Origin of the sequence: Streptomyces sp. NPDC088817 (genome assembly GCF_044750345.1) — a bacterium.
Classification (GTDB): domain Bacteria; phylum Actinomycetota; class Actinomycetes; order Streptomycetales; family Streptomycetaceae; genus Streptomyces.
On sequence record NZ_JBIVJN010000039.1, the window covers coordinates 1 to 14148 of the forward strand.

Genomic DNA, 14148 nt, shown 5'->3' on the forward strand with positions numbered 1-14148 from the left:
GGGGGTCGGCCGAGGTCGGGGTGGCGGCGGGTGCGGGCTGCTGCGTGGGCGGCTGCTGGGTGCCGGGGAGGCCGTATCCGGCCTGGGGAGTGCTGTGGTCCGCCGGAGGCCGGACCGTCGGTGAGGCCTGCGCACCGGGGGTGCCGGGTTGCGGGAAGCCGTATCCGGCCTGGGGGTCGGCCGGGGCCGGGTCGGCGGCGGTTGCCGGCTGCTGCGCGGGCGGCTGCTGGGCGCCGGGAGCGCCGGGGCCGGGGAAGCCGTATCCGGCTTGGGGAGTGGTGGGGGCGACCGGCGGCTGGCCCGAGGGCTGAGCACCGGGGGTGCCGGGCTGCGGGAAGCCGTATCCGGCCTGGGGGCCGACCGGGGGCACGGCGGGGGCGGGTGCCGGCTGCTGGGCGCCGGGGAAGCCGTATCCGGCTTGCGGGTTGGCGGGAGGTGCGGCGGGGCTGGTCGGCGGCTGGCTCGCGGGCTGCACACCGGGGGTGCCGGGCTGGGGGAAGCCGTACCCGACCGGGGGGTTGGACGGGGGTTCCGTAGGGGCGGTCGGCTGCTGCGGGCCGGGGTTGCCGGGGTGCGGGAAGCCGTAGCCCTGCTGCGGGGCCGCTGGAGCGGATGCCGGGGGCGGCGGTGGCGGTGCGGCGGGCGGAGTCCAGGTAGCGGGGGCAGGCTGAGGTGCCTGCGGCTGGAAGGCCGGCTGCTGGGCCGACTCGTGCGGCTGACCCTGCGGAGCCGTCGGCTGCGGCTCGTCGGACCACTGGGCCGCCGACGCGGGCTGGTACGACGGCGGCAGGGGCGGCACCGGACCCTGCGGGACCGGCGGCGGCGCCCAGGCGGCGGGCGCGCCCTGCGAAGCCTCGGCGGCCGCCGCGGGGGCGGCCTCCTGGGACGCCGTGTCCTGGGAGGCCGGGGCCGCCTGGACAACGGAGTCCTGCGGAACGGCGTCCTCGGGCTCGGACTCCCGCTTGTGCGGAACGGCGTCCTGCGGCTCCGAGTCCTGCGGGGCAGAGTTCTGCGGTTCGGCGGCGGGCGTCGAGTCCTCCGGAGCGGCGTCCTCGGGTTCGGCGGGGACGGACTCGGAGACCGAGGCAGTGGATTCCTCGGGCGCGCCGTCCGCCACGTCGGTGTCGGACACCGAGGCATCCGGGCTGTCCGCCTCTGCCTCCGCGTGCTCCTCCGTCCCCTCGGCATCCGAGGATTCGGCGGACGTCGTCTCCTCGACTTCGTCCCCCTCGGCCTCAGCGTCGGCGGGCTCGGCGGACTCCGACGCCTCGGCCTCAGCGTCCGCAGGGACCGCGTCCGCGTCGCCCGAGTCGACGTCCTCAGCCACATCCTCCGCGGCGTCGGAGCCGTCCCGAAGCCCGGACACGTCGGTCTCCCCGGACTCCTCCGCCTCGTGAGCCGCGGCACCAGCCCCGGTCCCGGCCTCGGAGTCCGTGTCCGCCACTGCGGTCGACTCGTCCTCCCCGTCCTCGGCGCCGGGCGCCTCGCCCTGCTCGTCGGCCGCCTGCGCCGCCTCCCGCCGTACAGAGACGGTGGAGATCCGCATGGTGGCACCGCTCTCGAGGTCACCGGCTCCGGCACCCGCGCCCGGGGCGAACCCGCCCACCGGAAGGTGCGGCACCGCCGCCGGTGACGCGGCACCGGCCGGATCCGCCTCCGGCGAATCCGCCGCCTGCTGCGGCTCGAACCCGCTGCCCACCGGCAGCTTCGGCACGGCGACCGGGCCGCCCGCCGACGGCGGAGGAGACGTGAAGGGCGCGCCCGGTGCGGGAGCCGGCGGCGTGAGCGGCGCCCCCGGTGCGGGAGCGGGCGGAGTGAAAGGCGCGCCCGGCGCGGGCGGAGGCGGAGTGAACGACGCTCCAGGCGCAGGGTTCGGCGGAGTGAAAGGTGAGCCCGGCGCGGGCGGAGGCGGCGTGAACGGCACCCCCGGCGCAGGGGCGGGCGGAGTGAGGGACACCCCCGGCGCGGGTGCCGGCGGAGGGAAAGGCGCCCCCGGCGCAGGCGGCGAGAAGGGCGCCCCCGGCGCAGAAGCCGGTGGCGAGAAGGGCGCCCCCGGCGTCGCCGTGGCGTGCGGCGGCGGAGTCAGCCCAGGCACCGGACCGCTCGGAGCGGCCGGCCGCCCGGCACCGCCCGTCGCAGCCGGAGTCCCCGGCGGAACGGGTGCCCCCGGCGGAACCGGTGCACCAGCAGAAGGGCCCCCGGCCGCACCGGCCGCCCCACCCGCCGCGTCAGCCGACTGCCCCGACCCGCCCGACGCGTTCTGCGTGTACCAGGCGGGCGGCGCGTAGTCGATCGTGAACTCGCCCGTCGTCTCGATGGCGGACGCCGCGTCGGGCTGGTCGTCGCCGGGCGTGGCCCAGCCCCCGCGGATCCCGTCCCGATCGCTGCTCACAGTTCCTCCTGGTGTGGTCGAGCGCCCTCAATGCCGTGCGGGGGCGACCATTTCTCGTCGTCCTTGGTCGTTCGAGGCCGTCCGATCCACCGACTTCCCCCCCGTGACGACGACGTCCGTTCCACGGGTTCCGACATCGCGCCCCCTGTCCCAGCCTAATCACCAGGAGACTCACCATGGCAGGCCTCTCCGTCCCCCGGTGCCCGGCCACTTGACGGCAACCTGTCCCGAATCGCCGTACACAGCAAGGCATCCGCAAGTAAACCGGGCACATCCGTGCCCAAGCCGTACAGAAGACGAACCCCGAACCCCAGGACACCACGGCTCACGAACCGGCCCGCCCGGCAAGGGCCTTGAAGGACCGATCCGTCAACCACGCCCGCCCGTCACGCAGGCCGACGAAAGGGGGCGGCACGCGCACGTGCCGCCCCCTTTCATGTGCGCGCGCCCCTCACTCGGACGCGAGCCCCCCGTTGTGAGGAGCGGGCTCCAGGTCGAACTCGCCGTCCCGCGCGCCCAGCACGAACGCCCGCCACTCCGCCTCCGTGTAGCGCAGCACCGTCTCCGGGTCGAGGGAGGACCGCATGGCGACGGCGCCGTCGGGCAGATAGGCGATCTCGACGCGCTCCTCGTGCTCCTCCGTGCCCGGCGCGCAGTGCCACCGCACACCGGAGATGTCGAGCGCGTACAGTTCGTCGCGCTCGCGTTCCTTGCGGGCCTTGATCTCCGCTTCCGTCTCCGCCATGTCGCAGCGACCCCTTCCAGACGAGCCCAACCGTGCCGCGCTCACCCTAGTGGCCCGCCGGCCCCCCGCGGCAGGATCGGAGAACCGGGGGAAATCGGACCGTCGCGGCCTGGTACGCTGTGTCACGGCCGTTTGTGTACGCACCCCCGGAGCTCTCGCAGGAAGTCCTGCGGGCCCTGGAGGCCGCGCTCAGCGGATCCCCGCCTCCCGAGTCAGGGAAGCTCCCCCGAGACGAAGACCGGGGGCACTCGGAGGCCACTCACGGAGCATGAGGAGTACGAGTGTCGCTCGACGCCGCAACGAAGAAGCAGATCATCACCGAGTTCGGTACCAAGGAGGGTGACACCGGCTCCCCCGAGGTCCAGGTCGCTCTGCTGTCCCGTCGGATCTCCGACCTGACGGAGCACCTCAAGACCCACAAGCACGACCACCACTCCCGCCGTGGTCTGCTGATCCTGGTCGGTCAGCGCCGCCGCCTGCTGCAGTACCTCGCCAAGAAGGACATCCAGCGCTTCCGTGCGCTGGTCGACCGCCTCGGCATCCGCCGTGGTGCGGCGGGCGCCAAGTAGGACGTCGTGAAGGGAGCGGTTCCCGGGAGACCAGGGGACCGCTCCCTTTGCCGTACGTAAGGGAACGCACGGGAACGTGCGGAGTGTCGGTGCCGCTTTGTAGTGTGGTAGCACGACGCAGTAGCTGTACGACGCAGTAGCAGTACCTGTGACACGGCGTGACAGGGCCCGCCCCAGGCGGGCACGGCATGTCCCGCCCAAGACGAACGAGGAGGAGCGCACCTCGCCGCCGCCGGTCCTCGGTAGTGGCCCCCGGGAGAAGTGAACCCCGGGTGCTTCGATCGAAGACCGGCCCGCACCGGACGGAGCGCCTCTCCGCCACCGTCCACCCGCCACACGGGCGGGAGGACGACGACGAGGAGAAAACGCTAGTGGAGAACGAGACCCACTACGCCGAAGCCGTGATCGACAACGGCCCCTTCGGCACCCGTACCATCCGCTTCGAGACGGGCCGCCTGGCCAAGCAGGCCGCCGGCTCCGCCGTCGCGTACCTGGACGACGACACCATGGTGCTGTCGGCCACCACCGCGTCCAAGAACCCGAAGGACCAGCTCGACTTCTTCCCGCTGACGGTCGACGTCGAGGAGCGCATGTACGCGGCCGGGAAGATCCCCGGTTCCTTCTTCCGCCGTGAGGGCCGTCCGTCCGAGGACGCCATCCTCACCTGCCGCCTGATCGACCGCCCGCTGCGCCCGTCCTTCAGGAAGGGCCTGCGCAACGAGATCCAGGTCGTCTGCACCGTCATGGCGCTCAACCCCGACCACCTGTACGACGTCGTGGCGATCAACGCCGCGTCCGCGTCGACGCAGCTGGCCGGCCTGCCCTTCTCCGGCCCGATCGGCGGCGTCCGCGTCGCGCTGATCCGCGGCCAGTGGGTCGCGTTCCCGACACACACCGAGCTCGAGGACGCCGTCTTCGACATGGTGGTCGCCGGCCGCGTCCTGGAGGACGGCGACGTCGCGATCATGATGGTCGAGGCCGAGGCCACCGACAAGACCATCAAGCTGGTCGAGGGCGGCTCCGAGGCTCCCACCGAGGAGGTCGTCGCCGCCGGTCTGGAGGCCGCGAAGCCCTTCATCAAGGTGCTCTGCCGCGCCCAGTCGGACCTCGCCGCCAAGGCCGCCAAGCCGACCGGCGAGTTCCCGATCTTCCTCGACTACCAGGACGACGTCCTGGAGGCGCTGACCGCCGCCGTCCGCCCCGAGCTGGCCCAGGCGCTCACCATCGCCGGCAAGCAGGAGCGCGAGACGGAGCTGGACCGCGTCAAGGGGCTGGCCGCCGAGAAGCTGCTCCCCGAGTTCGAGGGCCGCGAGAAGGAGATCTCCGCCGCGTACCGCTCGCTGACCAAGACCCTGGTCCGTGAGCGCGTCATCAAGGAGAAGAAGCGCATCGACGGCCGCGGTGTCACCGACATCCGCACGCTGGCCGCCGAGGTCGAGGCCATCCCGCGGGTGCACGGCTCCGCGCTGTTCGAGCGTGGCGAGACCCAGATCCTGGGCGTCACCACCCTGAACATGCTCCGCATGGAGCAGCAGCTGGACACCCTCTCCCCGGTGACCCGCAAGCGCTACATGCACAACTACAACTTCCCGCCGTACTCCACCGGTGAGACCGGCCGCGTCGGCTCCCCCAAGCGCCGCGAGATCGGCCACGGCGCCCTCGCCGAGCGCGCGCTCGTGCCGGTACTGCCCACGCGCGAGGAGTTCCCGTACGCGATCCGTCAGGTCTCCGAGGCCCTCGGGTCCAACGGCTCGACCTCGATGGGCTCGGTCTGCGCCTCCACCATGTCGCTGCTGAACGCCGGTGTGCCGCTGAAGGCCCCCGTCGCCGGTATCGCCATGGGTCTGATCTCCCAGGAGATCGACGGCGAGACGCACTACGTGACCCTCACCGACATCCTCGGTGCGGAGGACGCCTTCGGCGACATGGACTTCAAGGTCGCCGGCACCAAGGAGTTCGTCACCGCCCTCCAGCTCGACACCAAGCTGGACGGCATCCCGGCCTCCGTCCTGGCCGCCGCCCTCAAGCAGGCCCGTGACGCCCGCCTCCACATCCTCGACGTGATGATGGAAGCGATCGACACGCCGGACGAGATGTCCCCGAACGCGCCGCGGATCATCACCGTGAAGATCCCGGTCGACAAGATCGGCGAGGTCATCGGCCCCAAGGGCAAGATGATCAACCAGATCCAGGAGGACACGGGCGCCGAGATCACCATCGAGGACGACGGCACGATCTACATCGGTGCCGCCGACGGCCCGTCCGCCGAGGCCGCCCGTGCCACGATCAACGGCATCGCCAACCCGACGATGCCCGAGGTCGGCGAGCGCTACCTGGGCACGGTCGTGAAGACGACCACCTTCGGCGCGTTCGTCTCCCTGCTGCCCGGCAAGGACGGTCTGCTGCACATCTCGCAGATCCGCAAGCTGGCCGGCGGCAAGCGCGTGGAGAACGTCGAGGACGTGCTCGGCGTGGGCCACAAGGTCCAGGTCGAGATCGCCGAGATCGACTCCCGCGGGAAGCTCTCCCTGATCCCCGTGATCGAGGGCGAGGAAGACGGCAACGACAAGAAGGACGACGCCGACAAGTGACGTCCCGAGGCTTCAAGGCGACGGCCCGCACCTCCTCGGAGGCGCGGGCCGTCGCCCGTACCCAAACCCTCGTCAAGGGCCAGAACGGCATCGGCACCGTCCGCAGGACCACCCTCCCGGGCGGCCTGCGCGTCGTCACCGAGACCCTGCCCTCCGTGCGCTCCGCCACCTTCGGCATCTGGGCGCACGTCGGCTCCCGCGACGAGACCCCCGCGCTCAACGGCGCCACGCACTATCTGGAGCACCTGCTCTTCAAGGGCACGTCCCGCCGGTCCGCCCTGGACATCTCCGCCGCGATCGACGCAGTCGGCGGCGAGATGAACGCGTTCACAGCCAAGGAGTACACGTGCTACTACGCGCGCGTGCTCGACACCGACCTGCCCCTCGCCATCGACGTGGTCTGCGACATGCTCACCGGCTCGCTGATCCTCGAGGAGGACGTCGACGTCGAGCGCGGCGCGATCCTCGAAGAGATCGCCATGACCGAGGACGACCCAGGCGACTGCGTGCACGACCTGTTCGCGCACACCATGTTCGGCGACAACGCCCTCGGCCGTCCCGTCCTCGGCACGGTCGACACGGTCAACGCCCTCACCGCCGACCGCATCCGCCGCTTCTACAAGAAGCACTACGACCCCACCCACCTGGTGGTCGCCTGCGCCGGCAACATCGACCACGCCAAGGTCGTACGCCAGGTCCGCGCCGCCTTCGAGAAGGCCGGCGCCCTCGGCGACGCCCACGCCGTCCCCCTGGCCCCGCGCGACGGACGGCGCACCCTGCGCACCGCCGGCCGGGTCGAGCTGCAGAACCGCAGGACGGAGCAGGCGCACGTCGTCCTCGGCATGCCGGGCCTGGCCCGCACCGACGACCGGCGCTGGGCCCTGGGCGTGCTGAACACCGCACTCGGCGGCGGTATGTCCTCCCGCCTCTTCCAGGAGGTCCGGGAGAAGCGCGGCCTGGCCTACAGCGTGTACTCGTACACCTCCGGCTTCGCCGACTGCGGACTGTTCGGTGTCTACGCCGGCTGCCGCCCGAGCCAGGTGCACGACGTACTGAGGATCTGCCGGGACGAACTCGACCACGTCGCCGAGAACGGACTCACCGACGACGAGATCGGCCGCGCCATCGGCCAGCTCCAGGGCTCCACCGTCCTCGGCCTGGAGGACACGGGTGCGCTGATGAACCGTATCGGCAAGAGTGAACTGTGCTGGGGCGAGCAGATCTCCGTCGACGACATGCTCGCCAGGATGGCCGCGGTCACCCCGGACGAGGTCCGCTCGGTCGCCCGGGACATCCTGGGACAGCGCCCGTCGCTGTCGGTCATCGGCCCGCTCAAGGACAAGCAGGCCGAGCGTCTGCACGACGCGGTCGCCTAACCCTCTGTCCGTCCACCGGTGGTAAGGAAGCAAGAGATGAGCAAGCTGCGCGTGGCGGTCCTCGGTGCCAGGGGCCGGATCGGGTCCGAGGCGGTACGGGCGGTGGAGGCCGCCGAGGACATGGAACTGGTCGCCGCCCTCGGCCGGGGCGACAAGCTGGAGACCCTCGCCGAGACCGGCGCGCAGGTCGCGGTCGAACTGACCACCCCCGGGTCGGTCATGGGCAACCTCGACTTCTGCGTACGGCACGGCATCCACGCCGTCGTCGGCACCACCGGCTGGACCGACGACCGCCTCGCGCAGCTGCGGGGCTGGCTGGCCCAGTCCCCGCAGACCGGTGTGCTCATCGCCCCGAACTTCTCCATCGGCGCCGTGCTCACCATGAAGTTCGCGCAGATCGCCGCGCCCTGGTTCGAATCGGTCGAGGTCATCGAGCTGCACCACCCGAACAAGGCCGACGCCCCGTCCGGCACCGCCACGCGCACCGCGCAGCTCATCGCCGAGGCCCGGGCCGAGGCGGGCTCGGCCCCCGCGCCGGACGCCACCGTCACCGCCCTGGACGGAGCGCGCGGCGCCGTCGTCGACGGGGTGCCGGTCCACTCCGTGCGCCTGCGCGGACTCCTCGCCCACCAGGAGGTCCTGCTGGGCGGCGAGGGGGAGACGCTCACCGTCCGCCACGACTCGCTCCACCACAGCAGCTTCATGCCGGGCATCCTGCTCGGCGCGCGCCGCGTGGTGACCACTCCGGGCCTGACCGTCGGCCTGGAGCACTTCCTCGACCTGAACTGAGCCCCGAAGCCCCTCATGCGCGCGAAGATCACCTATCTCGTCACGGCCGCCGTCCTGGTCTTCTACTTCGTCCTGGTCGGCAGCCGCGGCGTCATGCTCATCCAGTACGGCACACCCGTCACCGTCGCCTTCGGGATCGCCGTGCTGATCCTGCCGGTGATCGGCCTGTGGTTCCTGTGGAAGAACACCCAGTTCGTCCGCCGGGCCAACCAGCTCGCCGCCGAGCTCGACGCCGAAGGGGGCCTGCCCGTCGACGAGTTGAGCCGCACGCCCAGCGGGCGCATCGACCGTGACTCGGCGGACCGGGTCTTCGCCGAGCGCAGGGCAGAGACGGAGGCGGCCCCCGACGACTGGCGCACCTGGTTCCGTCTCGCCGTCGCCTACCACGACGCGCGCGACACCCCCCGGGCCCGCAAGGCGATGCAGCGGGCGATCGCCCTGCACGACGGCAAGCCGGTGCAGACCGTCTGACACCCGGAGCACCCCGTGAACGCGGAGGGGCCCGGTCCGCACACGCGGACCGGGCCCCTCAGGCATGCCGTCGGCCGGGGTCAGCCCTTCCGGTTCTCCTCCGCCCACGCCTCCACCGCGTCCGCCGCGCGGTCGAACGCCTCGGTGCGCCCCAGGAAGTCGGCGTTGTGCGTGGTCATCAGCGGCGGCAGCTCCTGCTGCCCACGGCCCGCGCGGCTGAGCGCCAGCGCCTGGCCCTGCACCGTGCGCGGCAGCCCCAGCCAGCGCACCGGCTGCTGCACGGTCCGCACGCCGGCGACCTGCGCCCACGGCGTCGTACGGGTGACGGGGAAGCTCACGTGCCGCAGCCCGCGCGCGCTGACCCAGACGCCCATGCGCAGCATCCGCAGCGCGCAGGCGATCAGCACCAGGGCGACGACGAAGCAGAAACCGGCGGAGGACAGCGTGGCGGTGAGCGCCGTGACCACCCCCGCGAGCAGCACGAAGGAGGCGAGCAGCAGCACGAGTGCGGCCACCCCCACGCGCCATGGCCCGGGCCGGTAGGGGCGTCGCCAGCGCTCGCGGTCGTCGAACGGAAGCGCTACGTCGTCCGCCGCGTCGAAGGCGCGGTCGGCCGTCAGGAAGGACAGGGGCACGGCTGGTCCTCACTCAATCCATGCGTGGGCTGTGCCCGGTGAGGCTATCCGCATGGATCCGTGTCCACCACCCGTGGGGGTCCGGGGGAGGTGCCCGCCGGGCCACCCGGGCGGTGGCCCGGCGCCCGCACCGGCTCAGTGACCGGGAGAGACCTGGGACTGCTGGGTCTCGGCGGGGGAGTGGCTGATGGTCAGCGCGGGCGTGCCGAGGATCACGGAGCCCACGAGCGCGGCGACGATGGTCAGCCCCAGCAGGCAGCGCCCGGCTATTCGGCCGGTGGACGCGCGCTCGCGGGGCGGGGGAGCGACATTGCTGCGGAACCGGTCGGCTTCGGCGACGAAGGCGAACGGTACGGGCTCGCGCCGACGGAGCATCGGAGGTACGACTCCTTCCCGGGGGGTCGAACGGGGGTGTCTCACCCATACAGACGACCGAGTGTCCCAAAAGGTGCCCGGTTCCGCCGAAATCGCAGATCTTCACCAAAGATGTCGCACCCGGGCATCGAACGCCCCGATGCCGGAGGCGGGCCGTAGAGTGGGCGCCGCCCGTCAGACGTGAAGGAAGGGACCCGCCCAGCCGTGACCGCCACCCCCGCCGACGACCCGAAGCCCAGCTTCCGCAGCGACGTCACCGTCGAACTGGTCAAGCACGCCGCGTCGGACGCAGACGTGCTGTTCGCGGCCCGCGTCTCCACTCTCGGCGAGCAGTCCCTGGCCGAGCTGGACAAGGACCCCGAGCGCTCGAAGGGCCTGATCAACTTCCTGATGCGGGACCGGCACGGCAGCCCCTTCGAGCACAACTCGATGACCTTCTTCATCAGCGCCCCGATCTTCGTCTTCCGCGAGTTCATGCGGCACCGCGTGGGCTGGTCGTACAACGAGGAGAGCGGCCGCTACCGCGAGCTGGAGCCGGTCTTCTACGTCCCCGACGAGTCCCGCAAGCTCGTGCAGGAGGGCCGCCCGGGCAAGTACCGGTTCGTCGAGGGCACCCAGGCCCAGCAGGAGCTGGTCGGCCGGGTCATGGCGGACTCCTACCAAGAGGCGTACGAGGCCTACCAGGAGATGCTCGGGGCCGGTGTCGCCCGCGAGGTGGCCCGCTCGGTCCTGCCGGTCGGCCTGTTCTCGTCGATGTACGCCACCTGCAACGCCCGCTCGCTGATGCACTTCCTCGGTCTGCGCACCCAGCACGAGCTGGCCAAGGTGCCGTCCTTCCCGCAGCGGGAGATCGAGATGGTGGGCGAGAAGATGGAGGCCGAGTGGGCCGCGCTCATGCCGCTGACCCACGCCGCCTTCAACGCCAACGGCCGGGTCGCGCCGTAGCCGGCGGCCGTCCACCCGCGCAGGTACAGATGTACGGTTCAGCCGGGCGAAGTGTCCGGATTGCGGGGCTTGCAGAAGTTCATCTAGCCTGATCAAACGGACCCGGCACTGCTTGAACCCCCGAGCAGGCAGTGCCGGGTTCCATCTTTGCCGGGACCCGTCGGCCCGCCCCCCGAGGGCAGCCCCCACCTTGAGCAGCGAGTAGCGTGTTACCCATGGCTCCGACCTCGACTCCGCAGACCCCCTTCGGGCGGGTCCTCACCGCCATGGTCACGCCCTTCACGGCGGACGGCGCACTCGACCTCGACGGCGCGCAGCGGCTCGCCGCCCACCTGGTGGACGCAGGCAACGACGGCCTGATCGTCAACGGCACCACCGGCGAGTCCCCCACCACCAGCGATGCGGAGAAAACGGACCTCGTGCGCGCGGTCCGGGAGGCGGTCGGCGACCGTGCCCACGTCGTGGCGGGCGTCGGCACCAACGACACCCGGCACAGCCTCGAACTGGCCCGCGCCGCCGAGCAGGCCGGCGCGCACGGCCTGCTGACCGTCACGCCGTACTACAACAAGCCCCCGCAGGAGGGCCTGTACCGGCACTTCAAGGCCATCGCCGACGCCACCGACCTGCCGGTCATGCTCTACGACATCCCCGGCCGCAGCGGCGTCCCGATCAACACCGAGACGATCGTCCGCCTCGCCGAGCACCCGCGGATCGTCGCGAACAAGGACGCCAAGGGCGACCTCGGCCGGGCCAGCTGCGCCATCGCGCGCTCCGGTCTCGCCTGGTACTCCGGCGACGACATGCTGAACCTGCCGCTGCTCTCGGTGGGCGCGGTCGGTTTCGTCTCCGTCGTCGGCCACGTCGTCACCCCGGAGCTGCGCGCCCTGGTCGAGGCGTACACCGCGGGCGACGTCCAGAAGGCCACCGAGATCCACCAGAAGCTGCTCCCGGTGTACACCGGCATGTTCCGCACCCAGGGCGTCATGACCACCAAGGCCGCGCTCGCCCTCCAGGGCCTGCCCGGCGGTCCGCTGCGGGCCCCGATGGTCGAGCTCACGCCCGAGGAGACCGAGCAGCTCAAGATCGATCTTGCCGCCGGCGGGGTACAGCTCTGACAACGAGACTTCGCACCACCCCGTGACACCCGAGGCCTGACAACTGAATAAGCGGGCCACCGGTGCCCGCGACCCACCATGACAACTGCTTCTGCACGAACGTCACGCGCGCCACGTGCCCACCGGTACGTGGCGCGCGTGTTTGAGGAGAGTCTTTTGAGTCATCCGCATCCTGAACTGGGTTCGCCCCCGCGCCTCCCCGACGGCGGTCTGAGGGTCACCCCCCTCGGCGGTCTCGGCGAGATCGGCCGGAACATGACCGTCTTCGAATACGGCGGCCGCCTGCTGATCGTCGACTGCGGAGTGCTCTTCCCCGAGGAGGAGCAGCCCGGAATCGACCTGATCCTGCCGGACTTCACGTCCATCCGGGACCGCCTCGACGACATCGAGGGCATCGTCCTCACGCACGGCCACGAGGACCACATCGGTGGTGTCCCGTTCCTCCTGCGCGAGAAGCCGGACATCCCCCTCATCGGCTCCAAGCTGACCCTCGCCCTCATCGAGGCCAAGCTCCAGGAACACCGCATCCGCCCGTACACCCTGGAGGTGGCGGCAGGACAGCGCGAGCGCGTCGGCCCCTTCGACTGCGAGTTCATCGCGGTCAACCACTCCATCCCGGACGCCCTCGCGGTCGCCATCCGCACCCCCGCGGGCATGGTCGTGCACACCGGCGACTTCAAGATGGACCAGCTCCCGCTGGACAACCGCCTGACCGACCTGCACGCGTTCGCGCGGCTGAGCGAGGAAGGCATCGACCTCCTCCTCGCGGACTCCACCAACGCCGAGGTGCCGGGCTTCGTCCCGCCCGAGCGGGACATCTCCAACGTGCTGCGCCAGGTCTTCGGCGGCGCCCGCAAGCGGATCATCGTGGCGAGCTTCGCCAGTCACGTCCACCGCATCCAGCAGATCCTGGACGCCGCGCACGAGTACGGCCGCCGGGTCGCCTTCGTCGGCCGGTCCATGGTCCGCAACATGGGCATCGCCCGGGACCTGGGCTACCTGAAGGTGCCGCCGGGCCTGGTGGTCGACGTCAAGACCCTGGACGACCTGCCCGACCACGAGGTCGTGCTCGTCTGCACCGGCTCGCAGGGCGAGCCGATGGCGGCCCTGTCCCGCATGGCCAACCGCGACCACCAGATCCGCATCGTCGAGGGCGACACGGTGATCCTGGCGTCGTCGCTGATCCCGGGCAACGAGAACGCGGTGTACCGGGTCATCAACGGCCTGACCCGCTGGGGCGCCAACGTCGTGCACAAGGGCAACGCCAAGGTCCATGTCTCGGGCCACGCCTCGGCCGGCGAGCTGCTGTACTTCTACAACATCTGCCGCCCGCGGAACCTCATGCCGGTCCACGGCGAATGGCGCCATCTGCGAGCCAACGCCGAACTGGGCGCCCTCACCGGAGTCCCGCACGACCGGATCGTCATCGCCGAGGACGGTGTGACGGTCGACCTGGTCGAGGGCAAGGCCAGGATCTCCGGCAAGGTCCAGGCCGGCTACGTCTACGTGGACGGCCTCTCGGTCGGCGACGTCGGCGAACCCGCGCTGAAGGACCGGAAGATCCTCGGCGACGAGGGCATCATCTCGGTCTTCGTGGTGGTCGACTCCACCACGGGCAAGGTCACCGGCGGCCCGCACGTCCAGGCCCGCGGCTCGGGCATCGAGGACTCCGCCTTCGCGGCGGTCATCCCGAAGATCGCGGAGGCGCTGGAGAAGTCCGCCCAGGAGGGCATCGCGGACTCCCACCAGCTCCAGCAGCTCATCCGCCGCACCCTCGGCAAGTGGGTCTCGGACTCCTACCGGCGCCGGCCGATGATCCTGCCGGTCGTCGTGGAGGTCTGACCCGCGTACGTCCCCCGGGACACGTGAACTGGGAGCGGGGCACCTCGATTTGCATCGGGGCGCCCCGCTCCAGTACGTTTACGGCTCCGCCAGGACGGGAACCCGAAGGCTTCAAGCGCTTCGGGGGGCACACCCGGAACCGGCGGAAAACCGACTCAGAATCTCTGATAAAGTCGGAACCGCCGGAAAGGGAAACGCGAGAGCGGATACCTGGAAAGCACCGAGGAAATCGGATCGGAAAAAGATCTGATAGAGTCGGAAACACCGAAGGGAAGCGCCCGGAGGAAAGCCCGAGAGGGTGAG

At 71.3% G+C, this 14148-nt stretch carries 11 protein-coding genes and 2 pseudogenes; 8 read left to right on the forward strand and 5 right to left on the reverse strand.

Features of this window, described 5'->3' with window-relative positions:
* From ACIP4X_RS35540 to ACIP4X_RS35550, 3 genes and pseudogenes are all read right to left on the reverse strand, one after another.
* A pseudogene (locus ACIP4X_RS35540) lies at positions 1-1714 on the reverse strand (hypothetical protein); the annotation flags it as partial.
* A gap of 549 nt (positions 1715-2263) precedes the next feature.
* Positions 2264-2392: pseudogene (locus ACIP4X_RS35545) on the reverse strand (SCO5717 family growth-regulating ATPase); the annotation flags it as partial.
* Positions 2393-2843: 451 nt separating this feature from the next.
* A complete protein-coding gene (locus ACIP4X_RS35550; protein ID WP_100571637.1) occupies positions 2844-3137 on the reverse strand; it encodes a DUF397 domain-containing protein in 294 nt (97 codons plus the stop codon).
* 281 nt (positions 3138-3418) lie between these two features.
* Between ACIP4X_RS35550 and rpsO the strand changes: the two genes are divergently transcribed.
* The 5 genes from rpsO (at position 3419) to ACIP4X_RS35575 (ending at position 8933) form a co-directional block, all read left to right on the forward strand.
* Positions 3419-3706 (forward strand): 30S ribosomal protein S15, encoded by a 288-nt coding sequence (gene rpsO, locus ACIP4X_RS35555; RefSeq protein ID WP_100571636.1) that lies wholly within the window; start codon positions 3419-3421, stop codon positions 3704-3706.
* A gap of 371 nt (positions 3707-4077) precedes the next feature.
* A complete protein-coding gene (locus ACIP4X_RS35560; RefSeq protein ID WP_358737688.1) occupies positions 4078-6297 on the forward strand; it encodes a polyribonucleotide nucleotidyltransferase in 2220 nt (739 codons plus the stop codon).
* The gene (locus tag ACIP4X_RS35565; protein WP_358737641.1) at positions 6294-7673 is read left to right on the forward strand and encodes a pitrilysin family protein; all 1380 of its coding nucleotides are present in this window, start codon (positions 6294-6296) and stop codon (positions 7671-7673) included. The genes ACIP4X_RS35560 and ACIP4X_RS35565 overlap by 4 nt, the downstream gene beginning before the upstream one ends.
* Before the next feature lie 36 nt (positions 7674-7709).
* Complete coding sequence (gene dapB / locus ACIP4X_RS35570) at positions 7710-8462, forward strand: 4-hydroxy-tetrahydrodipicolinate reductase (RefSeq protein ID WP_358737639.1); 753 nt, start codon at positions 7710-7712, stop codon at positions 8460-8462.
* 15 nt (positions 8463-8477) lie between these two features.
* Positions 8478-8933, forward strand: coding sequence for a tetratricopeptide repeat protein (locus tag ACIP4X_RS35575; protein WP_100571632.1), 456 nt, complete (start codon positions 8478-8480; stop codon positions 8931-8933).
* An 80-nt stretch (positions 8934-9013) separates the two neighbouring features.
* On the opposite strand, the gene ACIP4X_RS35580 is transcribed toward ACIP4X_RS35575, so the two are convergent.
* Positions 9014-9568, reverse strand: a complete 555-nt coding sequence (locus ACIP4X_RS35580) for a hypothetical protein (RefSeq protein WP_358737635.1) — start codon at positions 9566-9568, stop codon at positions 9014-9016.
* Between the two features lie 135 nt (positions 9569-9703).
* Positions 9704-9943 carry a hypothetical protein gene (locus tag ACIP4X_RS35585; protein WP_100571778.1) on the reverse strand — a complete coding sequence of 80 codons (240 nt, stop codon included), beginning with the start codon at positions 9941-9943 and terminating at the stop codon, positions 9704-9706.
* A gap of 204 nt (positions 9944-10147) precedes the next feature.
* On the opposite strand from ACIP4X_RS35585, the gene thyX reads away from it, so the two are divergent.
* The 3 genes from thyX (at position 10148) to ACIP4X_RS35600 (ending at position 13845) form a co-directional block, all read left to right on the forward strand.
* Positions 10148-10888 carry an FAD-dependent thymidylate synthase gene (thyX, locus tag ACIP4X_RS35590; protein WP_358737633.1) on the forward strand — a complete coding sequence of 247 codons (741 nt, stop codon included), beginning with the start codon at positions 10148-10150 and terminating at the stop codon, positions 10886-10888.
* 215 nt (positions 10889-11103) lie between these two features.
* Positions 11104-12003 carry a 4-hydroxy-tetrahydrodipicolinate synthase gene (gene dapA, locus ACIP4X_RS35595; protein ID WP_401352500.1) on the forward strand — a complete coding sequence of 300 codons (900 nt, stop codon included), beginning with the start codon at positions 11104-11106 and terminating at the stop codon, positions 12001-12003.
* Between the two features lie 156 nt (positions 12004-12159).
* On the forward strand, positions 12160-13845 hold the full coding sequence (locus ACIP4X_RS35600; protein WP_401352503.1) for a ribonuclease J: 1686 nt from the start codon (positions 12160-12162) through the stop codon (positions 13843-13845).
* The last annotated feature ends 303 nt before the right edge of the window (positions 13846-14148 follow it).